We start from the raw sequence: 25,168 nt of genomic DNA on the forward strand, positions 1-25,168 counted from the left end.
GGTAGATTCTCCCCATGACGTCGCCGGCCCGGATGCGCCCCCAGCATCCCCCGACCCACCGGCTCGCCGACGTCGTGGAGACGTTCGCGCTGAGCCCGGACCGGCCGCTCGACGCGGCGCTCGTGACCACCGGGGTGACCGTCGCGTCCACGGACGTCGCTCCCGGCGACCTGTTCGTCGCGGTGCCCGGCATGCGCGTGCACGGGGCGACCTACGCGGCACAGGCGGTCGACGCCGGCGCGGTCGCGGTCGTGACCGACGCGGCGGGCGCGGAGCTCGCGGGCGACCTGGGCGTGCCCGTGCTCGTGGCCCCGGACCCGCGTGACCTGGCCGGCCCGCTGGCCGCGCACGTGCTGGACGAGCCGGCGCGCGGGCTCGTCACGGTCGGCGTCACGGGGACCAACGGCAAGACGACGACCACCTACTTCGTGGACGCCGCGCTGCGCGCCGCGCACCGCACCACCGCGGTACTCGGGACCGTCGAGCTGCGGGTCGGCGACGAGGCGGTCGAGAGCCCCCGCACGACGGTCGAGGCACCGGCCCTGCAGGGCATCCTCGCGCTGGCCCGCGAGCGGGGAGCCGGCGCGGTCGCGATGGAGGTCTCGTCGCACGCGCTCGCGCTCGGCCGCGTGCGCGGGCTCACGTTCGACGTCGTCGGCTTCACCAACCTGCAGCGTGACCACCTCGACTTCCACGGCGACATGGAGGGGTACTTCCGGGACAAGGCGCGGCTGTTCGCGCCCGAGCAGGCGCGGCGCGGGGTCGTCGTGGTCGACGACGAGTGGGGCCGACGCCTCGCCGCGACGTCGCCCGTCCCGGTCGAGACGGTCGCGACGCACGTCGGCGACCCGCACGGCGCGGACGCCGACTGGGCGGTCGTCGCCGCGGACATCGGCCTCGACGGCGTGGGCTCCACGTTCACGCTGCGCGGTCCGGACGGCACCGAGCACGCCGCCGCGAGCCCGCTGCCCGGCCTGGTCAACGTCTCCAACGCGGCGCTGGCGATCGTGCTCGCGCACACCGCCGGGGTCGACCTCGCAACGGCCGTCGACGCGGTCGCGCACGCGCACGAGATCCCGGGCCGCATGGAGCGTGTCGTCGAGCGCGGCGACGGCCTCCCGCTGTGCCTCGTCGACTACGCGCACACGCCCGACGCCCTGGTGCTCGCGCTCGAGGCGGTGCGCCCCATCACGCCCGGCCGGCTGATCCTCGTCTTCGGCTCCGACGGCGACCGGGACCAGGGCAAGCGCCCGATCATGGGCCAGATCGCCGCCCGGCTCGCGGACGTGCTCGTCGTGACCGACGAGAACCCGCGCTCGGAGGACCCCGCCGTCATCCGCGCCGCGATCCTCGAGGGCGTGCGCGCGGAGCGCCCGTCCGGCACCGACGTGCACGAGGCGACGAGCCGCGCCCAGGCCATCCGCGACGCCCTCGCCCTCGCGACCGACCAGGACACGGTCATCGTCACGGGCAAGGGCCACGAACCGACACAGGAGATCGCCGGGGTGTTCCACCGGTACAACGACCGAGACGTCTTCCTCGCCGCCGCCGCGGCGCACACGCCGGACCACGCACGGGCGGAGCAGCACGCGTGATCGCGCTCACCGCGGCCGAGATCGCGGCCGCGACCGGCGGAGTGCTGCGTGCCGAGCCGGACGTCGACCCGCACGGCCTCGTCGTGGCCGGTGCGGTCGTCACCGACTCCCGCGAGGTCGAGCCCGGCGGGCTGTTCGTCGCGCTCCCGGGCGAGCACGTCGACGGGCACGACTACGCGCCGGGCGCCGTCGCGGCGGGAGCCGCGCTCGTCCTCGGCGCGCGGGAGCTCACCGGCGCGGACGGCCGGCTGCTGCCCGTCGTCGTCGTGCCCGACGTCGAGCGGGCCCTGGGGGACCTCGCGCGCGAGGTGCTCGTCCGGCTGCGCGCCGCGTCGCTCGAGCCGGGTGGCCCCGGTCTGCGCGTCGTCGGGATCACCGGCTCCGTCGGCAAGACGACCACCAAGGACCTGCTCGCGCAGCTCTGCGGCTCGGCGGGGCCGACCGTGGCGCCCGTGCGCTCGTTCAACAACGAGATCGGGCTGCCCCTGACGGTGCTCCGCGCCGACGAGAGCACGCGGTTCCTCGTCCTGGAGATGGGCGCGAGCGGACCGGGGCACCTCACCTACCTCACCGACATCGCGCCGCCCGACGTCGCGGTCGTCCTCGTCGTGGGGCACGCGCACCTCGGCGGGTTCGGCGGGATCGAGGCGGTCGCGACCGCCAAGAGCGAGATCGTCCAGGGGCTGCTGCCCGACGGCGTCGCCGTGCTCAACGCCGACGACCCGCGCGTGCTCGCGATGCGCGCGCTCGCGCCCGGGGACGTCGTCACCTTCGGCGCGTCGACCGGCGCGCAGGTGCGCGCGCACGACGTCGTGGTGGACCGGTCCGGGCGCGCACGCTTCGTCCTCGAGGCGCGCGACGGCGCCGGCAGCCGGACCGTGCCGGTCGAGCTGCGGCTCGTGGGGGAGCACCACGTGCACAACGCGCTCGCCGCCGCAGCCACCGGTCTCGCGGTGGGTCTCACGCTCGACGAGGTCGCGGTCGGGCTCGGCGCCGCGGACGCGCTCAGCCCGCACCGGATGCACGTCGTCGAGCGGCCGGACGGCGTGACCGTGATCGACGACTCCTACAACGCGAACCCCGACTCGATGCGCGCCGCGCTCAAGGCGCTCGCCGTGCTCGCGGGGCGCGACCGGCGGTCCGTCGCGGTGCTCGGCGAGATGCTCGAGCTCGGCGACGAGGCGCGCGAGGCGCACGACGCCATCGGTCGGCTCGTGGTGCGGCTGAACGTCGGACTGACCGTGGTGGTCGGCGAGGGGGCGCGGGCGATCCGCGACGGCGCCAACCACGAGGGGTCGTGGGGCGACGAGGTCGTGCTCGCGGACGACCTCGAGACCGCCGCGCGGTTCCTCGACGAGGAGCTGCGGCCCGGCGACGTCGTGCTCGTGAAGTCGTCGTACGGTGCCGGGCTGTGGCAGCTCGGCGACCTGCTGGTCGGCGAGGTCGCGCAGTGATCGCGGTCCTCATCGCCGGTGGGCTCTCGATGCTCATCGCGCTGCTCGGCACGCCGCTGTTCATCCGCTTCCTCGTCGCGCGGCAGTACGGCCAGTTCATCCGTCAGGACGGTCCGACCGCGCACTACACCAAGCGTGGGACGCCGACGATGGGCGGTGTCGTCATCATCGGCGCCACGCTGCTCGGCTGGCTCGGCGCGCAGATCGCGACGGGCACGCTCCCGACCGCGTCGGCCCTGCTTGTGCTGTTCCTCATGACCGGGCTCGGCGTCGTCGGGTTCCTCGACGACTACATCAAGATCTCCCGCCAGCGCAGCCTCGGGCTCAAGGCGCGGTGGAAGATCGTCGGCCAGGGCCTGGTGGGCGTGACCTTCGCGGTCGCGGCGCTGCAGTTCCCGAACGAGAAGTTCCGCACGCCGGCGTCGACGCACATCTCGTTCATCCGTGACACGAACGTCGACCTGGCGTTCGCGGGCGCGACCGTCGGGCTCATCCTGTTCGTCGTCTGGGCGAACTTCCTCATCACCGCCTGGTCCAACGCCGTGAACCTCACGGACGGGCTCGACGGGCTCGCGACCGGCGTCTCGCTCATCGTGTTCGGCGCGTACGTCGTCGTCGGCGTGTGGCAGAACAACCAGAGCTGCCAGAACATCCTGACGGCCGGACCGAGCTGCTACGAGACGCGGGACCCGATGTCGCTCGCGGTCGTGGCGGCCGCGATCACCGGCGCGTGCTTCGGGTTCCTCTGGTGGAACGCGAGCCCCGCGAAGATCTTCATGGGCGACACGGGGTCGCTGGCCCTCGGCGGCGCGCTCGCCGGGCTGTCGATCCTGTCCCGCACGGAGATCCTCGCGGCGATCATCGGCGGCCTGTTCGTGCTCGTCGTGCTGTCCGACGTGATCCAGATCGGCTTCTTCCGGATGACGGGGAAACGCGTCTTCAAGATGGCGCCGCTGCACCACCACTTCGAGCTGTCCGGGTGGGGCGAGGTCACCATCGTCATCCGGTTCTGGCTCATCGCCGGGCTCTTCGTCGCCCTCGGCGTCGGCATCTTCTACGCCGAGTGGGTGGCCGGCTAGGTGGCTGCGCTCGACCTGGACGGTGCGCGCGTCGTCGTCGCCGGGATGGGGGTCACCGGCCGCGCCGCGGCGGAGGTGCTCGCGGCCCGCGGTGCTCGCGTCGTGCCCGTCGACGACACCGCGGGCGACGTCCTGTCCACCGAGGAGCTCCTCGCCGGGACCGTGCTCGACCGCACCGACCTCGTCGTCGTCTCCCCGGGCCTCGCGCCGCACCACCCGCTGCTGCGCGCGTGCGCCGCGCGCGGGCTGACGGTGTGGAGCGAGGTCGAGCTCGCGTGGCGCGTCCGCGTGCCCACGGCCTCCGGCGAGCCCGCCCCGTGGCTCGCCGTGACCGGGACCAACGGCAAGACGACCACCGTCGGGATGCTCGAGTCGGTGCTGCGCGCCGCGGGCCGCGACGCCGTCGCGGTCGGCAACGTCGGCACGCCCGTCGTGCTGGCCGCGACCGACCCCGCGCGCGACGTCCTGGCCGTCGAGCTGTCGAGCTTCCAGCTGCACCACACCTCGAGCATGTCCGCGCAGGCCGCCGCGGTGCTCAACGTCGCACCCGACCACCTGGACTGGCACGGCTCCATGGAGGCCTACGCGGCCGCGAAGGGCCGGGTCTTCGAGCACGCGCAGGTCGCGTGCGTGTACAACGCCGCGGACCCCATGACCGAGCACCTGGTGCGCGAGGCGGACGTCGTGGACGGGTGCGTCGCGGTCGGCTTCACGACCGGCACGCCGTCGGTCGGGCAGGTGGGCCTCGTCGAGGACGTCCTGGTCGACCGCGGCTTCGCGCGCCTGCGGCACACGCACGCCGCGGAGCTCGGCACGCTCGCCGACCTGCACCGCCTGGCCGGCCCGGACGGCGCCGTGCCGCCGCACGTCGTCGCCGACGCTCTCGCCGCGGCCGCGCTCGCGCTCGCGCACGGCGTGGAGCCGGAGGCGGTGCGCGACGGGCTCCGTGCCTACGCGCCCGGCTCGCACCGCATCGCGCCCGTCGCCGTCCTCGACGGCGTCGCCTACGTCGACGACTCCAAGGCCACCAACGCGCACGCCGCGGCTGCGTCCCTCGCGTCGTTCGGACCCGGCAGCGTCGTGTGGGTCGCCGGCGGGCTCGCGAAGGGGGCGACGTTCGACGAGCTCGTCGCGAGCCGGCGCGACCGGCTGCGGGCCGTCGTCCTCATCGGCGTCGACCGCGCGCCGCTGCGGGAGGCACTTGCCCGACACGCTCCGGACGTCCCGGTCGTCGAGGTGGACGCCGGTGACACTGGGTCGGTGATGACCCGCGCCGTGCACGAGGCCCGACGGCTCGCGGCGGGTGCCCCGGCCGGGCCCGCCACCGTCCTGCTCGCGCCCGCGTGCGCCTCGATGGACCAGTTCGCGTCGTACGCCGACCGCGGCGAGCGGTTCGCGGCCGCCGTGCGGGCGCTGCGCGAGGACGCCTGAGCCATGGCCGACCTGCACGTCACCTCCCGCGGCACGCCGCGCCCCGTGCCCGCGCCGTCCCCCGCGGACACCGAGCCGCGCACCTCGGTGCTCGGGCAGTGGAACAGCGCCGTCACGAGCTACTACGTGCTCATCGGGACCACCGCGCTGCTGCTCGTCATCGGGCTCGTCATGGTCCTGTCGAGCTCGAGCGTCGAGTCGCTCGACGAGGGCAACTCGCCGTACGCCGTCTTCTTCGACCAGGCGAAGTACGCGCTGATCGGCCTGCCGGCCCTGCTCGTGCTCGCGCGCGTGCCCGCTCGCTTCCTGCAGGCCGTCGCGTGGCCCGTGCTGGGCGTCGCGATCGTCTTCCAGCTGCTCGTGTTCGTCCCCGGCCTCGGGTGCGGCGCGGGCGGGAACCAGAACTGGGTGTGCGTGGGTGGCTTCTCGGCGCAGCCCTCGGAGGCGATCAAGCTCGCGCTCGCGGTGTGGCTCGGCGCGGTCCTCGCGCGCAAGCTCCCGCTGCTGCGGGAGTGGAAGCACGCGCTGATCCCGGCGGTCCCGGTGGCGGGCGTCGCGGTGCTCGTGGTGCTCGCCGGGCACGACCTCGGCACCGCGCTCGTCCTGCTGCTCCTCGTCTCGGGCGCGATGTTCGTCGCGGGCGTCCCGCTGCGGATCTTCGGGGTGGCCGCCGTCCTCGGCGCCGGGGTCGCGGCGGTCCTCACCGTGACGAGCGACAACCGGACGGCGCGCATCATGTCGTGGCTGTCGGCCGACTGCGACGCGAGCAGCGCGTGCTACCAGACGCTGCACGGGGGCTGGGGACTGGCCAGCGGCGGCTGGGGCGGCCTCGGGCTGGGGGAGAGCCGCGAGAAGTGGTCCTACCTGCCCGCGGCCCACAACGACTTCATCTTCGCGATCATCGGTGAGGAGCTGGGACTGATCGGCACGCTGCTCGTCCTCGGACTGTTCGGACTCATGGCCCTGGCTATGGTGCGCGTGATCCGACGCCACCCCGACCCGTTCGTCCGCGTGACGACGGGCGCGATCCTGTGCTGGATCATCGGCCAGGCGCTCGTCAACGTCGCGGTCGTCATCGGCCTCGCGCCCGTCATCGGGCTGCCGCTGCCGCTGGTGTCCGCGGGCGGGTCCGCGCTCATCATGACGATGGCCGCGCTCGGCGTCGTCATCTCGTTCGCGCGGTCCGAGCCGGGTGCCGCCGAGGCGCTCGCGGCCCGCGCCGGGGTCGTGCGCCGCTCGCTCGCGGTCGTGGGGCGGACCCGTGGCTGACGCCGGGGCCGTCCTGCTCGCCGGCGGCGGCACCGCCGGTCACGTCAACCCGCTGCTCGCGGTCGCCGACGCGCTGCGTGCCCGCCGGCCCGGCGTCGGCCTGCGGGTCCTCGGCACCGCCGAGGGCCTCGAGTCCACGCTCGTGCCGCAGCACGGCCTGACGCTCGACGTCGTCCCGCGCGTGCCGCTTCCCCGGCGTCCCTCGGGCGACATGCTGCGGCTTCCCACGCGCCTGCGCGCCGCGGTCCAGGCCGCGGAGGACGCGATCGACGCGGGCGGTGCCCAGGTGGTCGTCGGGTTCGGCGGCTACGTGAGCACGCCCGCCTACCTCGCGGCGCGCCGCCGCGGGATCCCCGTCGTGGTGCACGAGCAGAACGCCCGGCCGGGACTCGCGAACCGGCTCGGGTCGCGGTGGGCCGCCGAGGTCGCGGTGACCTTCCCCGGCACGGTGCTGCCCGGCGCGCAGGTCACCGGCCTGCCGCTGCGCGCGGCGGTCGCCGACCTGCTGACGCGCCGCGACGCGGACGCGGCCGGGGTGCGCCGTGAGGCCGCCGACCTCCTCGGTCTCGCCGCGGACCGGCCCACGCTGCTCGTCTCGGGCGGCTCGCTGGGCGCCGTGAGCGTCAACACGGCCGTGGTGGGCGCGGCGGCCGCGCTGCTCGACGGCGGCGCGCAGGTGCTGCACCTGACGGGCCGCGGCAAGGCCGACGCGGTGCGCGAGGCACTCACCTCCGTCGAGGGGGCCGAGCGGTACCAGGTGCGCGAGTACCTCGCCGACATGCACCTGGCGCTCGCGGTCGCCGACGTCGCGCTGGGTCGCGCCGGTGCCGGCACGGTGTGCGAGCTCGCCGCGCTCGGGATCCCGGCCGTCTACGTCCCGCTGCCCGTCGGCAACGGCGAGCAGCGCCTCAACGCCGCGCCCGTCGTCGAGGCGGGCGGCGGCGTGCTCGTCGACGACGCGGACCTCACGCCCGCATGGGTGGGCGAGCACGTGCCGCGCCTGCTGGTCGGGCCGGGGGCCGAGCAGGAGCGCGCGCGCATGGGTGCTGCGGCCGCGACGGTCGGGGTCCGCGACGCCGCGGACCGCGTCGCGGCGCTCGTCGAGCGGCACCTGCCCGGGGGCACGGCATGACCGGCGTGCACGAGCTGGGCCGTGTCCACCTCGTCGGCGTGGGTGGTGCCGGGATGTCCGCGGTCGCCGCGCTGCTCGCCGCCCGCGGCCTCGACGTGCGCGGTTCCGACGCGGCCGACGGGCCCGCGCTGCCGGGCCTGCGCGCCGCGGGAGTGCGTGTGCACGTGGGGCACGACGCGGAGCACGTCGCCGATGCCGACACGCTCGTCGTGTCGTCGGCGGTGCGGGAGTCCAACCCCGAGCTCGCCGCCGCCCGCGCCCGGGGGCTGCGCGTGCTGCACCGGTCCGAGGCGCTCGCTGCTCTCATGGCGGACCGGGACGCGGTCGCGGTCGCCGGTGCGCACGGCAAGACGACGACGTCGGCGATGGCGGCCACGGCGCTGCTGCACGCGGGCGCGGACCCGTCGTTCGCCATCGGGGGAACCGTCCTCACCGTGGACGGTGCGCTCGGCGGGAGCCGGGACGGCCGGGGACCGGCGTTCGTGGCGGAGGCCGACGAGTCCGACGGGTCCTTCCTCGCCTACGAGCCCCTCGTGGCCGTGGTGACGAACGTCGAGCCGGACCACCTCGACCACTACGGCTCGCGCGAGGCGTTCGAGGACGCGTTCGTGGCGTTCGTGCGCCGCGTGCGGCCGGGCGGCGTCCTGGTCGCGTGCGCGGACGACGAGGGCGCGGCGCGCCTGGTCGAGACCGCAGCCGCGGACCTCGCCGCGGCCGGCGTGCGCGTCGTCACGTACGGGCGGTCCGCGGGCGCGGAGGTCCGCGTGGGCGAGCAGCGTCCCGCGGACGGCGGCTGGGACGTCGACCTCACGACGGACGCCACGACCGTGACCGTGCACCTCGCGGTCCCGGGCACCCACAACGCGCTCGACGCCGCCGCCGCGTGGGCCGCGGTGCGGGCTCTCGGGATCCCGGCCGAGGAGGCCGCGCGCGCCCTGGGGGCGTTCCGCGGCACGGGCCGCCGGTTCGAGGACCGCGGCACCGCGGGCGGCGTGCGCGTGGTCGACGACTACGCGCACCACCCGACCGAGGTCGCCGCCCTCCTGCGCGCGGCCCGCACGGTCGCGGGCGACGGCCGGGTGCTCGTGCTCTTCCAGCCGCACCTCTACTCCCGCACCCGCACGTTCGCGCGCGAGTTCGGTGCCGCCCTCGACCTCGCGGACGTCGCGGTCGTGACCGACGTGTACGCGGCCCGCGAGGACCCGGACCCGTCGGTGACGGGGGCGCTGCTCGTCGAGCACGTGCCGACGCCTGGCAGGGCGACGTTCGTCGCGGACCGCGTGGACGCGGCGCGGGCCGTCGCCGCGGCGGCCCGGCCGGGCGACCTGCTCCTGACCGTCGGCGCGGGGGACGTGACGGCGCTGGCCCCGGTGGTGCTCGAGGCGCTCGCGGCGCGAGCGGCGGACCAGGGCGCGCCGTGAGCCCGTCGCGGCCGCCGCGCCCCCGTCCGGCCGCGGCACGACCGCGGCCGGACGCGCCGCGTCGACCGGCACCGCAGCAGGCGGCGCCGTCGGCAGCCCCGCCGACGACCGGGCCGGTCCCGACGGCGCAGCCGCACGCCCCCGAGACGCCTGCGGGCGAGTCGCCCACGCCGTTCGGCCGTGCGGTGACGACCTACACCGCCGGCTCGCGCACGCTGGCCAGTCGTGGCGGGCCGGTCGCGCCGCCTGTGGTCTCGCCGACGTCGGTCGCGCGGTTCGAGGAGCGGGCGCGGGCACGCCGGACCGTGGCGCGGCGCAAGGCGGCGGGGATCGCCGGCGGCGTCGTGGTGAGCGGGGCGCTCGGGTGGTTGCTGCTGCTGTCGCCCGTGCTCGCGCTCGAGCCGGGCGAGGTGCGGGTCGAGGGGGCCGGGACCGTCGTGGCGGTCGACCAGGTGCTCGCGACCGTGGGCGCCCACACGGGGACGCCGCTGCCGCGGCTCGACACCGTGGGGCTGCGGGACGAGGTGCTCGAGGTGCCCGGCGTGCGCGAGGCGCGCGTGACGCGCGCGTGGCCGCACGGGCTGCTCGTCGTGCTCGTCGCGCGCGAGCCTGTCGTCGCGGTGCCCGAGGAGGGCGGCGCGGGCTTCGCGCTGCTCGACATGGAGGGCGTGCAGGTGGGCCGGGTCGAGGCGGCGCCCGAGGGCCTGCCGGTCGCGGACGTGCCGGTCGGCGAGGCGCGCACGCTGCGGGCTGTGCTCGACGTCCTGGAGCAGCTGCCGCCCGAGCTGCTCGCGCAGGTGCAGGGCGTCTCGGCGCGGACGCAGGACACGGTGACGATGCAGCTGCGCGACGGTGTGCGGGTCGACTGGGGGTCCGCAGCCGAGACGCCGCTGAAGATCGCGGTGCTCTCGACGCTGCGCTCGTCGGGCGCGGCGGCCGGTGCGACCGTCATCGACGTGTCGGCGCCCCGCCTCCCGATCACCCGCTGACGGCACGGGAGGGCGACGTGAGGCAGCGCGTCCCGCGACACGCGGCGTGGCTCGTTGAACCGGGGGCGTGCGGCACCTAGCGTCACGCACTGACAGCGCACCTGACATAACTCTAACCCTCAACCTGAACCTGAAGGTTGAACCCCGGCCGCGGCGTGTCGCGGCCGACCTCGCGGGCAGCACCCCGCGACCGGCTCGGAACGAGAGGCACCCACCGTGGCAGCTCCGCAGAACTACCTGGCGGTCATCAAGGTCGTCGGCATCGGCGGCGGCGGCGTCAACGCCGTGAACCGCATGATCGAGGTCGGCCTCAAGGGTGTCGAGTTCATCGCCGTCAACACCGACGCCCAGGCCCTGCTCATGTCCGACGCGGACGTGAAGCTCGACGTCGGCCGCGAGCTCACGCGCGGCCTCGGCGCCGGCGCGGACCCCGAGGTCGGCAAGAAGGCCGCCGAGGACCACGCGGAGGAGATCGAGGACGTCCTGCGCGGCGCCGACATGGTCTTCGTCACCGCGGGCGAGGGCGGCGGCACGGGCACGGGCGGCGCGCCCGTGGTCGCGCGCATCGCCCGCTCGCTCGGCGCCCTCACCATCGGCGTCGTCACGCGGCCGTTCACGTTCGAGGGCCGTCGTCGCTCGGTGCAGGCCGACACGGGCATCGAGGCGCTCCGCGCCGAGGTCGACACGCTCATCGTCATCCCGAACGACCGCCTGCTGTCGATCTCCGACCGCTCGGTCTCGGTCCTCGACGCCTTCCACTCCGCCGACCAGGTGCTGCTGTCCGGCGTCCAGGGCATCACCGACCTCATCACCACGCCCGGCCTCATCAACCTCGACTTCGCCGACGTGAAGTCCGTCATGCAGGGCGCCGGCTCGGCGCTCATGGGCATCGGGTTCGCGCGCGGCGAGGACCGCGCCGTGCAGGCCGCCGAGATGGCGATCTCCTCGCCGCTGCTCGAGGCGTCGATCGACGGTGCCCACGGCGTCCTGCTGTCGATCCAGGGCGGCTCCGACCTCGGCCTGTTCGAGATCAACGAGGCCGCACGCCTCGTGCAGGAGGCCGCGCACCCCGAGGCGAACATCATCTTCGGCGCGGTCATCGACGACGCCCTCGGCGACGAGGTGCGTGTCACGGTCATCGCCGCGGGCTTCGACGGCGGCGGCCCGGTCGTGCGGCGTGACGCACGCGCGCTCGGCCAGGTGAGCGGCGCGTCGGTGCGGCAGGTCCCGAGCGTGCCGACGCTGCCGACGCCGCGCCCGGTCGTGGACCCCGAGGACGACGTCCTGCCCGTGGGGTCGTACGGGACGCCGCGGCCCGCCGCCGTCCCGCAGCAGCACGAGGTGCCCGCGTTCCTGTCGACCGAGGCGGAGCCGACGCCGGTGACCGGGGCGCTCGAGGTGCCGCGCATCTTCACCGAGGACGCGTCGCGGCGGGAGCGCGAGGAGCTCGACGTCCCCGACTTCCTCAAGTAGTGCAGGACTCCGGTCCCGGCGTCGTCGTCGTGGACCTCGGCCCGGGGGTCCGGGCCGGGTTCACGACGCGGACGGGCGGCACGAGCCGCGCGCCGTACGGGACGCTCAACCTCGGGGCGGGCGTCGGCGACGACCCGCAGGCCGTGGCCGGCAACCGCCGCCGCGTGGGGGCATGGCTCGGTGGGCCCGTCGCGTTTGGCACGCAGGTGCACGGCCGGGACGTCGCCGTGCTGCACGAGGTCGACGACGACCCGCTCGCGACGGTCGGCGAGGTCGACGCGCTCGTCGGCGCACAGCCGGGCGTCGGGGTCGGCGTGCTGGTCGCCGACTGCGTGCCGGTCCTGCTCGCGGACGCGGAGGCCGGGCTCGTCGCCGCGGTGCACGCGGGTCGCCGCGGGCTGGCGGCCGGCGTCGTGCAGTCGACCGTCGAGCGGCTCGTCGCGCTCGGTGCGCGCACCTCGCGGCTGCGGGCCGCGATCGGCCCCGCGATCGCCGGCGCGTCGTACGAGGTGCCGGTGGAGCTGCGCGACGAGGTCGCCCGGCTCGTGCCCGAGTGTGCGGCGCGGACGGCGTGGGGCACGCCCGCGCTCGACCTCCCGGCGGGCGTCGAGGCCGTCCTGGGCCGCGCGGGGGTGGGGCGCGTGACGCGTGTGGCGCGCGACACGTACGCCGATCCCGACCTCTTCTCCTACCGCCGCGACGGCCGGACGGGGCGGTTCGCCGGGGTCGTCCGGATCCTGGCGTGACCAGCACGGGCACACGTGCAGATGCGAGTCGCGTGTCGCGGGCGTGTCGCGGTGGCGGTCCTGGCCACGGTTGCTAGCGTGACCGTCGGAGGGGAGCCCGCTGCACCTCGACGCCGGTCCACCGGCCTCGGGAGGCGGGCGCCGGGAGGACCGGAGAAGTCCGGGGAGGGAGCCAGGCGATGGCCGGAGCGCTGCGCAAGACGATGCTGTACCTCGGCCTGGCCGACGACCGGTCCGAGCACGAGGAGTACCTCGAGGACCTCGACGCAGGAGATGTCGCCGTGGAGCACGAGTACGAGGCCCAGGTCACCCCGCTGCACCGTCCGGCACCGCGCACGCCCGCGCCCGTGCCCCAGCCGGCCCCGCTGGCCGGGGACCTGCGGCGGATCACGACGATCCACCCGCGCTCGTACAACGACGCGCGCAAGATCGGCGAGGCGTTCCGTGAGGGCACGCCGGTGATCATGAACCTGACGGACATGGACGACGCCGACGCCAAGCGTCTCGTCGACTTCTCCGCCGGCCTGATCTTCGGCCTGCACGGAGCGATCGAGCGCGTGACGAGCAAGGTGTTCCTGCTGTCGCCCGCGCACGTCGAGGTGGCCGGCGACACGCCGGTGCCCGAGCAGGTCGGTCGGTCCGGCTTCTACAACCAGAGCTGACGTGCGCCTGATCTTCAGCGTCCTGTACCTGGTCGTCCTGGCGTTCTTCCTGCTGCTGCTCGTCCGGCTCGTGCTGGACTGGGTCCAGTTCTTCGCGCGCGACTGGCGCCCTCGGGGGCCCGCGCTCGTGATCGCGGAGGCGACGTACACCGTCACCGACCCGCCGCTGAAGGCGCTGCGCCGGGTCCTGCCGCCCATCGGGATCGGCTCGATCCGGCTCGACCTGGCCTTCCTGGTCCTGGTCCTGGGCTGCTCCCTCCTCATGGCGCTGCTGAGCCGCCTTTCCGCATGATGACCCTCCCCGAGGCCCGTCCGGGCCGGGTTCTCGCACCCGGTCCGGCCGTGTGTCGGGGGACGTGCCCCCGTGGCAATCTCCGCTACGGTGGCCCGAGGCGGTCGGTCGACCGCCACGGCCCGACCGAGCTCGACCGACAGAGGTGACGACGATGGCACTGCTGACCGCAGACGACGTCCTGAACAAGAAGTTCCAGGCGACGAAGTTCCGCGAGGGGTACGACCAGGACGAGGTCGACGACTTCCTGGACGAGGTCGTCAACACCCTGCGCGAGCTGCAGAACGAGAACGAGGACCTCAAGACGAAGCTCGCCGCGGCGGAGCGCCGCATCGCCGAGCTGAGCCGCGCGGGCGCCCAGCAGGCCGCCCCGGCCCCCAAGCCCGAGCCGGTCCCCGAGCTCGTCAAGCCGCAGCCGGCGCCGGTCGTCGCGCCCGTCCCGGTCGCCGCGCCGCAGCGTCCGAGCGAGCCCGAGTCCGCGACGGGCATGCTCGCGCTGGCGCAGAAGCTGCACGACGACTACGTCCGCAGCGGCCAGGAGGAGTCGGACCGCCTGGTCAACGAGGCGAAGACGCAGGCCAACCGCATCGTCCGCGAGGCCGAGGAGACGTCCCAGCGGACGCTCGGCCAGCTCGAGCAGGAGCGGTCGCTCCTCGAGCGCAAGATCGACGAGCTGCGCGTGTTCGAGCGCGACTACCGCACCCGGCTCAAGAGCTACCTCGAGAACCTCCTCGGTGACCTCGACAACCGGGGCAACGCCCTGCCGCCGCGCTCCGGTCAGGCGCAGCCGGTGGGCGACGGCCAGAACATCTGACCCAGGGCGGCGCCGGGCCGCGTCGCCACAGGTCACCAGCACCACGCACGACCGCACCACGCCGGGTTTCACCCGGCGTGGTGTGTTGTGTCATGACGTTCCCACGCATAAAGTCGCGTGACTTTCGAGGACAGGGGGGACCTGGACGTGGCAATCAACGACGCACTCAGCGACGTCGCGGACGACACGAAGGACCTGGGCAAGCTCGTCAAGCAGTTCCCCGTCCGGGACGGCGAGACGCCGTGGACGGCGAGCGAGGTCAAGGAGATCGCCGAGGAGCTGACGGCCGACATCGACCGTCTCACCGGCGAGCTCGCCGCGGCCGACGCCGAGCTGTCGGACCTGCTGCGCAACTCGGGCGACGGCGCGGGGGACGACCAGGCCGACTCCGGCTCGTCGGCTCTCGAGCGTGAGCAGGAGCTGACCCTCGTCAACAACACGCGGGACCTGCTCGCGCAGACGCAGCGTGCGCTCGGACGCATCTCGGCCGGCACCTTCGGGACCTGCGAGTCGTGCGGCCGGGCGATCGGCAAGGCGCGCGTGCAGGCGTTCCCGCGCGCGACGCTGTGCGTCGAGTGCAAGCAGCGCGAGGAGCGTCGCTGACGCACCCGTAGACTCCAGCGGTGCCTTCCACGAGTCCCGAACACGTCGCGCCCGCGACCTCACCGGCGCGGCGGCGTCGCCTCCTGACGACGCTCGTCGTGATCGCCGTCGGCGTGCTGCTGGTCGACCAGGCGTCGAAGTGGTGGGCGCTCGCGTCGCTCGAGGAGGGTGTCCGGCGAGACCTCGTCGGCGACCTGCTGGGTCTGCAGCTCGTGTTCAACCCGGGTGCGGCGCTGTCGATCGCGACCGGCATGACGTGGGTCCTCACGCTGGTCGCCACGGTCGTGGTGGTCGTCGTGATCCGGGCGGCGAGCCGCATCGGCTCCACGCTGTGGGCGGTCGCGCTGGGGCTGCTGCTCGGTGGCGCCGTCGGCAACCTCGTCGACCGGTTCGCGCGGGAGCCAGGCTTCGCACGCGGTCACGTCGTCGACTTCATCGCGTACCTCGACTGGTTCGTCGGCAACGTCGCCGACATCGCGATCGTGGGGGCGGCGGTGCTCATCGTGCTGCTCGCTGCGCGCGGGGTGCGGCTCGACGGTTCGCGCGACGCGGACCACGCGCGGCAGGAGGAGGCGGACGCCGGTCCCGCCGACGAGGTGGACGCCGACGAGCGGGTGGAGCGTCCCGGTGCCTGAGGTCCGCGCCCTGCCCGTGCCCGACGGCCTCGCGGGCGAACGGGTCGACGCGGCCCTCGCCCGGCTGCTCGGCCTGTCCCGCACGCGGGCGGCGGAGATCGCCGCCGACGGAGGCGTGCGCGTCGACGGCCGCGAGGTCGGCAAGTCCGACCGGCTCCTCGCGGGCGGCTGGCTCGAGGTCGAGATCCCGGACCCGCAGGGGCCCGCGGCGCCCGTGGTCGTGCCGGAGCCCGTGCCGGGGATGCGCATCGTGCACGACGACGACGACGTGGTCGTCGTCGACAAGCCGGTCGGGGTCGCCGCGCACCCGTCGCCGGGCTGGACCGGGCCGACGGTCGTCGGCGCGCTCGCCGCCGCGGGGTACCGGATCTCGACGTCCGGTGCGGCCGAGCGGCAGGGCGTCGTGCACCGGCTCGACGTCGGGACGTCGGGGCTCATGGTCGTCGCGAAGAGCGAGCACGCGTACACGGTGCTCAAGCGCGCGTTCAAGGAGCGCACGGTCGAGAAGGTGTACCACGCGCTCGTGCAGGGCCACCCGGAGCCGACCACGGGCACGATCGACGCGCCCATCGGGCGGCACCCGTCGGCGGACTGGAAGTTCGCGGTGGTCGCGGACGGCAAGCCGTCGGTCACGCACTACGAGGTGCTGGAGATGCTCCCGTCCGCGTCGCTGGTCGAGGTGCACCTGGAGACGGGCCGCACCCACCAGATCCGTGTCCACTTCGCCGCGCTGCGGCACCCGTGCGTGGGTGACCTCACGTACGGCGCCGACCCGTCCCTGGCGGCGCGCACGCACCTGTCGCGGCAGTGGCTGCACGCGGTCCGGCTGGGCTTCGAGCACCCCGGGACGGGCGAGTGGCTCGAGGTGACGAGCGAGTACCCGCAGGACCTCGCGCGGGCTCTCGAGACGCTCGGCGCGGGCTACCGCTGACCGTCCCCCCGGTGCGTCCGGCGTGTCGCGCAGCCCACGCCCGACACGGTGCGGGGCCGGTCGGAGGTGTCGGCGGGGCGACCTAGGATTGCCCGCATGTCATCTGCTGGAGGCTCCGACTTCGTCCACCTCCACGTGCACACCGAGTACTCGATGCTCGACGGTGCGGCCCGCCTCGGGGAGCTGTTCGAGGAGGTGCAGCGACAGGGGCAGACCGCCATCGCGACGACGGACCACGGCTACCTGTTCGGCGCGTTCGACTTCTGGTCGAAGGGCACCGCGGCCGGGGTCAAGCCGATCATCGGCGTCGAGGCGTACCTCACGCCGGGGACCAGCCGGTTCGACCAGACGCGCGTGCGGTTCGGCCAGCAGGGGCAGGAGGCCGACGACGTCTCGGCGCGCGGCGCGTACACGCACATGACGATGCTGGCCCGGAACAACGAGGGCCTGCACAACCTGTTCCGGGCGTCGTCGCTCGCGTCGCTCGAGGGCCAGATGGGCAAGTGGCCCCGGATGGACCGGGACCTGCTCGAGACGTACGGCAAGGGCCTCATCGCGACGACGGGCTGCCCGTCGGGGGAGATCCAGACGCGCCTGCGGCTCGGCCAGTGGGACGAGGCCGTCCGGGTGGCGGGCGAGCTGCAGGACATCTTCGGCAAGGAGTACTTCTACGTCGAGCTGATGGACCACGGCATCGACATCGAGACGCGCGTCCTGAAGGACCTGCTGCGCCTGTCGGAGACCATCGGTGCGCCGCTCGTCGCGACCAACGACCTGCACTACACGCGCCAGGAGGACTCGGCGTCGCAGGAGGCGCTGCTCGCGATCAACTCGGGCTCGACGCTCTCGGACCCGGACCGGTTCAAGTTCGACGGCGACGGCTACTACGTGAAGTCGGCCGCCGAGATGCGACGCATCTGGGCGGAGCTGCCCGAGGCGTGCGACAACACGCTGCGCATCGCCGAGCAGTGCGAGGTGTCGTTCAACACCTCCGCGAACTACATGCCGAACTACCCCGTGCCGCCCGGCGAGGACGAGACGAGCTGGTTCGTCAAGGAGGTCGAGAAGGGTCTGCACGTCCGGTACCCGGGCGGCATCCCGGACGACGTCCGCAAGCAGGCCGCGTACGAGACCGAGGTCATCACGCAGATGGGCTTCCCGGGGTACTTCCTCGTGGTCGCCGACTTCATCAACTGGGCCAAGGACCACGGCATCCGCGTGGGTCCGGGCCGTGGGTCCGGTGCGGGCTCGATGGCCGCGTACGCGATGCGGATCACGGACCTCGACCCGCTGCAGCACGGCCTGATCTTCGAGCGGTTCCTCAACCCGGACCGCGTCTCGATGCCCGACTTCGACGTCGACTTCGACGAGCGCCGGCGCGGCGAGGTCATCCGGTACGTGACCGACAAGTACGGCGAGGACCGCGTCGCGCAGATCGTCACGTACGGCACCATCAAGGCGAAGCAGGCCCTCAAGGACTCCGCGCGGCTGCTCGGCATGCCGTTCGCGATGGGGGAGAAGCTCACCAAGGCGATGCCGCCCGCGATCATGGGCAAGGACATCAGCCTCACGGGCATCTTCGACCCGGCCGACAAGCGGTACCACGAGGCGGAGGAGTTCCGTCAGGTCCACGCGACCGACCCGGAGGCGCAGCGCGTCGTCGAGCTCGCCAAGGGCATCGAGGGCCTGAAGCGGCAGTGGGGCGTGCACGCGGCGGGCGTCATCATGTCGAGCGACCCGCTCATCGACATCATCCCGATCATGCGCCGCCCGCAGGACGGCGCGGTCATCACGCAGTTCGACTACCCCACGTGTGAGGGCCTCGGCCTGATCAAGATGGACTTCCTCGGGCTGCGGAACCTCACGATCCTCGACGACGCGCTCGACAACATCGTCGCGAACGGCAAGGACCCCTTGGTGCTCGAGGAGCTCGAGCTCACGGACCGCAAGACGTACGAGATGCTCGGCCGGGGCGACACCCTGGGCGTGTTCCAGCTCGACGGCGGCGGCATGCGGACGCTGCTGCGGCTCATGCGCCCCGACAACTTCGAGGACATCTCCGCGGTCGGCGCGCTCTACCGCCCGGGCCCGATGGGTGCGAACTCGCACACCAACTACGCGCTGCGCAAGAACGGCGCGCAGGAGGTCACGCCGATCCACCCCGAGCTCGCCGAGGCGCTCGAGGACATCCTCGGCACGACGTACGGCCTGATCGTCTACCAGGAGCAGGTCATGGCGATCGCGCAGCGCGTCGCCGGGTACTCGCTCGGTCAGGCCGACATCCTGCGCCGCGCGATGGGCAAGAAGAAGAAGTCCGAGCTGGACAAGCAGTTCGCGGGCTTCTCGGCGGGCATGCAGGAGCGCGGCTTCTCGATGGCCGCCGTCCAGACGCTGTGGGACATCCTCCTGCCGTTCTCCGACTACGCCTTCAACAAGGCGCACTCCGCGGCGTACGGCGTCGTCTCGTACTGGACCGCGTACCTCAAGGCGAACTACCCGGTCGAGTACATGGCCGCCCTGCTCACGTCGGTCAAGGACGACAAGGACAAGTCGGCCCTGTACCTGGGCGAGTGCCGGCACATGGGCATCACGGTCCTGCCGCCCGACGTGAACTCGTCGGCCGCGAACTTCACGGCCGTGGGTGCCGACATCCGCTTCGGCCTGACCGCGGTGCGCAACGTCGGCGCGAACGTCGTCGACGCGATCGTGCGCACGCGCGAGGAGAAGGGCGCGTTCACGTCCTTCACCGACTTCCTCGAGAAGGTCCCCGCCGTCGTCTGCAACAAGCGGACCATCGAGTCGCTCATCAAGGCGGGCGCGTTCGACTCGCTCGGCCACCCGCGCCGTGCGCTGCTGCTCGTGCACGAGCAGGCCGTCGACTCCGTCATCGGCGTCAAGCGCAAGGAGGCCGAGGGGCAGTTCGACCTGTTCGCCGACCTCATGGGCGGCGACGACGCCGGCCCTGGCTTTGCGGTCGCCATCCCCGACCTGCCCGACTGGGACAAGAAGCAGCGGCTCGCGTTCGAGCGCGAGATGCTCGGCCTGTACGTGTCCGACCACCCGCTGTCCGGCATCGAGCACGTCCTCGCGGCGTCCGCCGACGTGTCGATCGCGACGCTCCTGGCGGACGAGGCGCGCCCCGACGGGTCGACCGTCGTGATCGCCGGCCTGGTCACCTCGCTGCAGCGCAAGATGTCCAAGCAGGGCAACCCGTGGGCCGCCGTGACGATCGAGGACATGGAGGGCTCCGTCGAGGTCATGTTCTTCGGCGAGACGTACCTCGCGTACTCGACGGTGCTGGCCGAGGACGCCGTGGTCGTGGTCAAGGGCCGCGTGCGCCGGCGCGACGAGTCGATGCAGTTGCAGGCCATGGAGGTGTCGCTGCCCGACGTGTCGCAGGTCGCGGACGCGCCGGTCGTCGTGTCGCTCGCGGTGTCGCGGTGCACGCAGCCTCTCGTCGAACGCCTGCGCGAGGTCCTCGCGACCCACCCGGGCATCACCGAGGTGCACCTGCGGCTCACGCAGCCCGGGCGGGCGACCGTCATGCGTCTGGGCGACGGCCTGCGCGTCGAGCGGTCGCCGTCGCTGTTCGGCGACCTCAAGGCCCTGCTCGGGCCGAGCTGCCTGGCGAGCTGACGGATCGACCACCCGGTTCCATGCGCCTTGCGTTATATAACGCGCAGTGGAAGCATTGGGACGGTGGACGTGATGGACGCGCTCGGCGACCCGGTGCGGCGGCGGCTCGTGGAGCTGCTCGCGGGCGGCGGGCGCAGCGCGGGCGACCTGGCCGACGCGGTCGGGGCCGAGTTCGGCATCAGCCAGCCCGCCACGTCGCGGCACCTGCGGGTGCTCCGCGAGGCGGGCGTCGTCGAGTCCCGCGCGCTCGGGACGGTCCGGCTGTACTCGGTGCGCCCGGAGCCGCTCGCCGACGTCGAGCGATGGGCGCGGGACGTGCGCCGGTTCTGGGAGCCGCGGCTCGACGCGCTCACCACGGAGGTGGCACGGGGCACGAGGGCCCGCCGGCTCGCATCCGTCCGCCCGGCCGACCGGCCGGACGACGAGCAGGGGAGGAAGCCATGACCGACGGCACCGACATGCGCGGGGTCCTCACGGCGACACCGGCCGGGACGAGCGTCCGCTTCGAACGGCGGTACACCACCGACGTCGACGACCTGTGGACGTGCCTCACCCAGCGCGACCGCGTCGCCCGCTGGCTCGGGCCCGTGCACGGCGACCTACGGGTCGGCGGGCACTTCGAGGTGCGGATGGGCGACGACGTGCCGGACTCGCCGCAGAACGCCACGGGGGAGGTGCTGGTCTGCGAACGACCGCACCAGCTCGACGTGACGTGGTCGTTCCCGGGCGAGCCGGTCACACGGCTCACGGTGACGCTCGCCGGCGACGACGACGCGACCGTCCTCGTCCTCGAGCACCACGGGCTCGACGAGCGCGCCGCGCGCGGCTACGGCGGCGGATGGCACACGTGCCTGGACCGTCTCGGCGACCACCTGGCGGCCGGGGACGTCCGGTCCTGGGACGAGCTGTTCGCGCAGCGCCAGGCGCTCTACCGCGACGGTGCGTCCGGCTGACGGTCAGCCGACGGTCGCCCGGACCACGCCCGTCGGCAGGTCGACCTCGACGCGGTCGCCCCGCACGAGCTGGCGCCCGCGCCGGCCCTCCGGCTCGCCGTTGACCGTCACCGCGCCGTCGTCGAGCAGCTCGCGCGCGTGCGCACCGGTCTCCGCGAGGTCGGCGAGCTTGAGGAACTGGCCGAGGCGGATGGAGTCGTCGGTGATCGGCACGTGCGTCATGGCGACAGTCTGCCGCGCGCACGGGCGTCCCGGTGCCGCGCAGCGGTCCGGCGGCGGACACCGCAGGGCAGCGGCGCACGGCGCTCGTAGAATCGGCCCGTGATCACCCGAATCGACCTGCGCGGTCGCGTGCTGTCCCGTCGTGAGCTGCTCGAGGAGCTGCCCCGCGCGGAGGTCGACGTCGAGCACGCCGCCGAGGCCGTCGCCCCGATCATCGCGGGCGTCCGTGCGCGCGGGGCCGCGGAGCTGCGCGACCTCGCCGAGCGGTTCGACGGGGTCCGTCCGCGGCACCTGCGCGTCCCCGCGGAGGCGGTCGCGGCCGCGCTGGACCGGCTCGACCCGCTCGTGCGCGCGGCGCTCGAGGAGACGATCGTGCGCGTGCGCCGCGTGCACGCCGCGCAGCGGCCGCAGGACTTCGCGGTCGAGGTCGCACCGGGGGCGACCGTGCGCCAGCGCTGGCTGCCCGTGCGGCGTGTCGGCCTGTACGTGCCCGGCGGTCTCGCCGTGTACCCGTCGTCGGTCGTGATGAACGTCGTCGCGGCGCAGGAGGCGGGTGTCGGCTCGCTCGTCGTCACGTCCCCGCCGCAGAAGGACGAGGGCGGCCTGCCGGACCCGGTCGTGGTCGCGACGTGCGCGCTGCTCGGCGTCGACGAGGTGTACGCGGTCGGCGGCGCTCAGGCGGTCGCGATGCTCGCCTACGGCGCGGCGGGGTCGCAGGAGGAGGACGGCGCGACGCTGTGCGAGCCCGTCGACGTCGTCACCGGCCCGGGCAACGTCTACGTCGCGGCCGCCAAGCGGCTCGTGCGGGGCGTCGTCGGGATCGACGCCGAGGCCGGGCCGACCGAGATCGCGATCCTCGCGGACGGCACGGCCGACGCGACGCACGTCGCCGCCGACCTCGTCTCGCAGGCCGAGCACGACCCGCTGGCCGCATCGGTCCTCGTGACGACGTCGGTCGAGCTGGCCGGGGCCGTCGAGGCCAAGCTGGCCGCACGCGTCGAGGCCACCCGGCACCGTGAGCGCGTGACGACCGCCCTGGCCGGCTCGCAGTCCGCGATCGTGCTGGTCGACGACCTGGAGGCCGGCCTCGAGGTCGTCAACGCGTACGGGGCCGAGCACCTGGAGATCCAGACCGAGGGCGCCTCGGCGCTCGCGGACCGCGTGACGAGCGCGGGCGCGATCTTCGTCGGGCCGTGGTCCCCGGTGTCGCTGGGCGACTACATGGCGGGCTCCAACCACGTGCTGCCGACGGGTGGGTGCGCGCACTTCGCGAGCGGCCTGGGCGTGCACTCGTTCGTGCGCGCGGTTCAGGTCGTCGAGTACGACGCCGACGCGCTGCGCGCGGTCGCGGACCGGATCGTCGCCCTGGCGGACGCCGAGGGGCTGCCGGCGCACGGCGAGGCGGTCCAGGCGCGGTTCTGAGGACGTGCGCCGGGCGGCGCGATGCGTGCCGCCCGGCCGCCGCGGCGTGCCCCGGCGCGGGGCGCGCCGCACCCGGGTGCCGTACGTCCGGCGCCGGACCGGCCCATGCGTCCCCGTCCCCGGACCGCGCGACCGCCGCACGCGCCGCGCTCCCTAGAATCGGCTCGTGACCGCCGACCTCGCCCGCCCCGCGCTGCCGCTGCGCCCCGAGCTCGCCGGGCTCGAGCCGTACGGTGCCCCGCAGCTCGACGTCCCGGTGCTGCTCAACGTCAACGAGAACCCGTACGCCCCGTCGGAGGCCGTCGTCGAGGACGTCGCGCGCGCGGTGGCCGACGCGACCCGCACCCTCAACCGGTACCCGGACCGCGACTTCGTGGGGCTGCGCGAGGACCTCGCGGAGTACCTCGCGGTCGAGTCGGGCGTGCGCCTCGCGCCCGAGCAGCTGTGGGCGGCGAACGGGTCGAACGAGATCATGCTGCACGTGCTGCAGGCCTTCGGCGGGCCCGGGCGCACCGCGCTGTCGTTCGCGCCGACGTACTCGATGTACCCCGAGTACGCGCGCGACACCTCGACCGCGTGGGTCGAGGGTCGGCGCGAGGAGGACTTCAGCCTCGACCCGGACGCCGCGCGCGCGGCGATCGACCGGCACGCGCCGTCCGTGGTGCTGCTCGCCAGCCCCAACAACCCGACCGGGACGGCACTGCCGACGGCCACGGTCCTCGCGGTCCTCGACGCGGCGGCGCGCGTCCCCGGCGGCTGCGTCGTCGTGGTCGACGAGGCGTACGGCGAGTTCCGCCGCCGGGGCACCCCGTCGGCGCTCGAGCTGCTCGACGGGCACCCGCACCTCGCGGTGAGCCGCACGATGTCCAAGGCGTTCGGGCTCGCGGGCGCGCGCGTCGGCTACCTCGCGGCGTCCCCGGCGTTCGTCGACGCGCTGCGCGTGGTGCGGCTGCCGTACCACCTGTCGGCCGTGACGCAGGCCGTCGCGCGGGCGGCCCTGCGGCACGCGCCGAGCCTCATGGCGCAGGTCGGGTCGCTGCGCGACCAGCGCGACGCTCTCGTCGTGTGGCTGCGCGAGCGCGGGCTGCAGGTCGCGGACTCGGACGCCAACTTCGTCCTGTTCGGCACGTTCGACGACCGTCGGGCCGTCTGGCAGGGTCTGCTGGACCGCGGGGTCCTCATCCGGGAGGTCGGCCCGCAGGGCTGGTTGCGGGTGTCGGTCGGCACCCCGCAGGAGACGGCGGCCTTCCAGGACGCCCTGACGCAGGTCGCGGGACTCACCGCGCCCGGCAACGAGGAGGAGCGGTGAGCATAGCCCCGCGCACGGCACGGGTGGAGCGCGCGACGAGCGAGTCGAGCGTCGTCGTCGAGGTGGACCTCGACGGCACCGGGCGCACCGACATCTCGACGACCGTGCCGTTCTACGACCACATGCTGACGGCGCTCGGCAAGCACTCGCTCATCGACCTCACCGTCCGGGCGACGGGGGACACCGAGATCGACGCGCACCACACGGTCGAGGACGTCGCGATCACGCTCGGCGAGGCGCTGCGCCAGGCGCTGGGCGACAAGCGCGGCATCTCGCGGTACGGCGACGCGACGGTCCCGCTCGACGAGGCGCTCGCGCAGGCGGTGGTCGACGTCTCCGGACGCCCGTACCTCGTGCACAGCGGCGAGCCGGCCGGGCAGGAGTACCACCTCATCGGCGGCCACTTCACGGGCTCGCTGACCCGGCACGTGCTCGAGTCGATCGCGCACCACGCCGCGTTCAGCATCCACGTCCGGGTGCTCGCCGGTCGCGACCCGCACCACATCGTCGAGGCGCAGTTCAAGGCGCTGGCGCGGGCGCTGCGGGCCGCTGTCGCGCTCGACCCGCGGGTCGAGGGCATCCCGTCGACGAAGGGTGCGCTGTGACGGACGCGCCCGACCCCGACGAGGTCGTCGTCCCCGACGACCTGTCCGGCCTGCTCGACGGCGCCGCGGAGGTCCCGTCCGTGGCGCTGGTGGTGACCCAGGTGGCGGCACCCGCGCCGCTGGCCGCCGCGTGCGCGCTCGCGAAGGTCGACGTCGACGCGGTGCCGTCGACGGTCGGTGCGATCGCGGTGCTGCGCGACCCGGCCGCCGCGGGCGACGGTGCCGAGGCCATCTCGCGCCTGCTGCGCGCGCTGCCCGTCATCCTGCTCGAGCGGCGCGAGGGGCAGATCACGGCCACGCGCTGGGCCAACGGCGAGCGCGGCGACGAGCTGCCTGCCGGCCTCGTGCTGTCGGACGCACCCGCGGTGCTGGAGGACCTCCTGCTCGGGTCGATCTCGGTCGCGGACGTCGCCGGGGTCGTGTCGAGCGTGGGCATGTCCCGCTGGCAGGCGATGCGTGCCCTCGCGGGAGCCCGCAAGGGCCGCTGACGGCGTC

The 25,168-nt window shown here is 74.2% G+C and carries 24 protein-coding genes; 23 read left to right on the forward strand and 1 reads right to left on the reverse strand.

Translation table 11 applies throughout. The annotated features are described in order from the left end of the window. Positions 1 to 14 precede the first annotated feature (14 nt). The 19 genes from CELF_RS08105 to CELF_RS08195 all read left to right on the forward strand — a co-directional run bounded on the left by CELF_RS08105 (position 15) and on the right by CELF_RS08195 (position 21,115). Positions 15 to 1,595 (forward strand): UDP-N-acetylmuramoyl-L-alanyl-D-glutamate--2,6-diaminopimelate ligase, encoded by a 1,581-nt coding sequence (locus tag CELF_RS08105; RefSeq protein ID WP_013770769.1) that lies wholly within the window; start codon positions 15 to 17, stop codon positions 1,593 to 1,595. Then, positions 1,592 to 3,049 carry a UDP-N-acetylmuramoyl-tripeptide--D-alanyl-D-alanine ligase gene (locus CELF_RS08110; protein WP_013770770.1) on the forward strand — a complete coding sequence of 486 codons (1,458 nt, stop codon included), beginning with the start codon at positions 1,592 to 1,594 and terminating at the stop codon, positions 3,047 to 3,049. The genes CELF_RS08105 and CELF_RS08110 overlap by 4 nt, the downstream gene beginning before the upstream one ends. Then, a complete protein-coding gene (mraY, locus tag CELF_RS08115; RefSeq protein WP_013770771.1) occupies positions 3,046 to 4,128 on the forward strand; it encodes a phospho-N-acetylmuramoyl-pentapeptide-transferase in 1,083 nt (360 codons plus the stop codon). Before CELF_RS08110 ends, mraY begins: the two co-directional genes overlap by 4 nt. Next, entirely contained in the window at positions 4,129 to 5,559 is a 1,431-nt protein-coding gene (murD, locus tag CELF_RS08120) for a UDP-N-acetylmuramoyl-L-alanine--D-glutamate ligase (RefSeq protein WP_013770772.1), read from the forward strand. A 3-nt stretch (positions 5,560 to 5,562) separates the two neighbouring features. Next, a complete protein-coding gene (gene ftsW / locus CELF_RS08125) occupies positions 5,563 to 6,828 on the forward strand; it encodes a putative lipid II flippase FtsW (RefSeq protein ID WP_013770773.1) in 1,266 nt (421 codons plus the stop codon). Continuing rightward, on the forward strand, positions 6,821 to 7,960 hold the full coding sequence (murG, locus tag CELF_RS20635) for an undecaprenyldiphospho-muramoylpentapeptide beta-N-acetylglucosaminyltransferase (RefSeq protein ID WP_013770774.1): 1,140 nt from the start codon (positions 6,821 to 6,823) through the stop codon (positions 7,958 to 7,960). Before ftsW ends, murG begins: the two co-directional genes overlap by 8 nt. Further along, positions 7,957 to 9,381 (forward strand): UDP-N-acetylmuramate--L-alanine ligase, encoded by a 1,425-nt coding sequence (murC, locus tag CELF_RS20640; RefSeq protein WP_013770775.1) that lies wholly within the window; start codon positions 7,957 to 7,959, stop codon positions 9,379 to 9,381. The genes murG and murC overlap by 4 nt, the downstream gene beginning before the upstream one ends. 185 nt (positions 9,382 to 9,566) lie before the next feature. After that, positions 9,567 to 10,370 (forward strand): cell division protein FtsQ/DivIB, encoded by an 804-nt coding sequence (locus CELF_RS08140; protein ID WP_013770776.1) that lies wholly within the window; start codon positions 9,567 to 9,569, stop codon positions 10,368 to 10,370. Positions 10,371 to 10,586: 216 nt separating this feature from the next. Beyond that, positions 10,587 to 11,843, forward strand: a complete 1,257-nt coding sequence (ftsZ, locus tag CELF_RS08145) for a cell division protein FtsZ (protein WP_013770777.1) — start codon at positions 10,587 to 10,589, stop codon at positions 11,841 to 11,843. Next, positions 11,843 to 12,589: a peptidoglycan editing factor PgeF gene (gene pgeF, locus CELF_RS08150; protein ID WP_013770778.1), complete on the forward strand. Its 747-nt coding sequence runs from the start codon at positions 11,843 to 11,845 to the stop codon at positions 12,587 to 12,589. Before ftsZ ends, pgeF begins: the two co-directional genes overlap by 1 nt. Before the next feature lie 179 nt (positions 12,590 to 12,768). Continuing rightward, positions 12,769 to 13,251, forward strand: a complete 483-nt coding sequence (locus CELF_RS08155) for a cell division protein SepF (protein ID WP_013770779.1) — start codon at positions 12,769 to 12,771, stop codon at positions 13,249 to 13,251. Position 13,252: 1 nt separating this feature from the next. Beyond that, a complete protein-coding gene (locus CELF_RS08160; protein WP_013770780.1) occupies positions 13,253 to 13,543 on the forward strand; it encodes a YggT family protein in 291 nt (96 codons plus the stop codon). Positions 13,544 to 13,697: 154 nt separating this feature from the next. Continuing rightward, positions 13,698 to 14,357 (forward strand): DivIVA domain-containing protein, encoded by a 660-nt coding sequence (locus CELF_RS08165; protein ID WP_013770781.1) that lies wholly within the window; start codon positions 13,698 to 13,700, stop codon positions 14,355 to 14,357. Positions 14,358 to 14,504: 147 nt separating this feature from the next. After that, entirely contained in the window at positions 14,505 to 14,960 is a 456-nt protein-coding gene (locus CELF_RS08170; protein WP_013770782.1) for a TraR/DksA family transcriptional regulator, read from the forward strand. A 20-nt stretch (positions 14,961 to 14,980) separates the two neighbouring features. Then, positions 14,981 to 15,595 (forward strand): signal peptidase II, encoded by a 615-nt coding sequence (locus CELF_RS08175; RefSeq protein WP_013770783.1) that lies wholly within the window; start codon positions 14,981 to 14,983, stop codon positions 15,593 to 15,595. Beyond that, positions 15,588 to 16,526 (forward strand): RluA family pseudouridine synthase, encoded by a 939-nt coding sequence (locus tag CELF_RS08180; protein WP_013770784.1) that lies wholly within the window; start codon positions 15,588 to 15,590, stop codon positions 16,524 to 16,526. The genes CELF_RS08175 and CELF_RS08180 overlap by 8 nt, the downstream gene beginning before the upstream one ends. Before the next feature lie 96 nt (positions 16,527 to 16,622). Next, a complete protein-coding gene (gene dnaE, locus CELF_RS08185; RefSeq protein ID WP_013770785.1) occupies positions 16,623 to 20,162 on the forward strand; it encodes a DNA polymerase III subunit alpha in 3,540 nt (1,179 codons plus the stop codon). A 72-nt stretch (positions 20,163 to 20,234) separates the two neighbouring features. Next, positions 20,235 to 20,606 (forward strand): ArsR/SmtB family transcription factor, encoded by a 372-nt coding sequence (locus CELF_RS08190; RefSeq protein ID WP_013770786.1) that lies wholly within the window; start codon positions 20,235 to 20,237, stop codon positions 20,604 to 20,606. Beyond that, the gene (locus CELF_RS08195; RefSeq protein ID WP_013770787.1) at positions 20,603 to 21,115 is read left to right on the forward strand and encodes an SRPBCC family protein; all 513 of its coding nucleotides are present in this window, start codon (positions 20,603 to 20,605) and stop codon (positions 21,113 to 21,115) included. The genes CELF_RS08190 and CELF_RS08195 overlap by 4 nt, the downstream gene beginning before the upstream one ends. A 3-nt stretch (positions 21,116 to 21,118) precedes the next feature. On the opposite strand, the gene CELF_RS08200 is transcribed toward CELF_RS08195, so the two are convergent. Next, a complete protein-coding gene (locus CELF_RS08200) occupies positions 21,119 to 21,337 on the reverse strand; it encodes an RNA-binding S4 domain-containing protein (protein ID WP_013770788.1) in 219 nt (72 codons plus the stop codon). Positions 21,338 to 21,436: 99 nt separating this feature from the next. Between CELF_RS08200 and hisD the strand changes: the two genes are divergently transcribed. The 4 genes from hisD to CELF_RS08220 all read left to right on the forward strand — a co-directional run bounded on the left by hisD (position 21,437) and on the right by CELF_RS08220 (position 25,161). Continuing rightward, positions 21,437 to 22,759, forward strand: a complete 1,323-nt coding sequence (gene hisD, locus CELF_RS08205; protein ID WP_013770789.1) for a histidinol dehydrogenase — start codon at positions 21,437 to 21,439, stop codon at positions 22,757 to 22,759. Positions 22,760 to 22,925: 166 nt separating this feature from the next. Further along, entirely contained in the window at positions 22,926 to 24,068 is a 1,143-nt protein-coding gene (locus CELF_RS08210; RefSeq protein ID WP_013770790.1) for a histidinol-phosphate transaminase, read from the forward strand. Further along, positions 24,065 to 24,673, forward strand: a complete 609-nt coding sequence (gene hisB, locus CELF_RS08215; protein ID WP_013770791.1) for an imidazoleglycerol-phosphate dehydratase HisB — start codon at positions 24,065 to 24,067, stop codon at positions 24,671 to 24,673. The genes CELF_RS08210 and hisB overlap by 4 nt, the downstream gene beginning before the upstream one ends. Next, positions 24,670 to 25,161 carry a hypothetical protein gene (locus tag CELF_RS08220; RefSeq protein ID WP_013770792.1) on the forward strand — a complete coding sequence of 164 codons (492 nt, stop codon included), beginning with the start codon at positions 24,670 to 24,672 and terminating at the stop codon, positions 25,159 to 25,161. The genes hisB and CELF_RS08220 overlap by 4 nt, the downstream gene beginning before the upstream one ends. The last annotated feature ends 7 nt before the right edge of the window (positions 25,162 to 25,168 follow it).

This window comes from Cellulomonas fimi ATCC 484 (assembly GCF_000212695.1).
Lineage (GTDB): Bacteria > Actinomycetota > Actinomycetes > Actinomycetales > Cellulomonadaceae > Cellulomonas > Cellulomonas fimi.

What these genes read in the sequence shown, in the direction of transcription:
- CELF_RS08105 (WP_013770769.1), top strand. Translation starts at nt 15, where the DNA reads ATGACGTCGCCGGCCCGGATGCGCCCCCAGCATCCCCCGACCCACCGG.
- ftsW (WP_013770773.1), top strand. Translation starts at nt 5,563, where the DNA reads ATGGCCGACCTGCACGTCACCTCCCGCGGCACGCCGCGCCCCGTGCCC.
- murC (WP_013770775.1), top strand. Translation starts at nt 7,957, where the DNA reads ATGACCGGCGTGCACGAGCTGGGCCGTGTCCACCTCGTCGGCGTGGGT.
- CELF_RS08155 (WP_013770779.1), top strand. Translation starts at nt 12,769, where the DNA reads ATGGCCGGAGCGCTGCGCAAGACGATGCTGTACCTCGGCCTGGCCGAC.
- CELF_RS08165 (WP_013770781.1), top strand. Translation starts at nt 13,698, where the DNA reads ATGGCACTGCTGACCGCAGACGACGTCCTGAACAAGAAGTTCCAGGCG.
- dnaE (WP_013770785.1), top strand. Translation starts at nt 16,623, where the DNA reads ATGTCATCTGCTGGAGGCTCCGACTTCGTCCACCTCCACGTGCACACC.
- CELF_RS08190 (WP_013770786.1), top strand. Translation starts at nt 20,235, where the DNA reads ATGGACGCGCTCGGCGACCCGGTGCGGCGGCGGCTCGTGGAGCTGCTC.
- CELF_RS08195 (WP_013770787.1), top strand. Translation starts at nt 20,603, where the DNA reads ATGACCGACGGCACCGACATGCGCGGGGTCCTCACGGCGACACCGGCC.
- CELF_RS08200 (WP_013770788.1), bottom strand. Translation starts at nt 21,337, where the DNA reads ATGACGCACGTGCCGATCACCGACGACTCCATCCGCCTCGGCCAGTTC.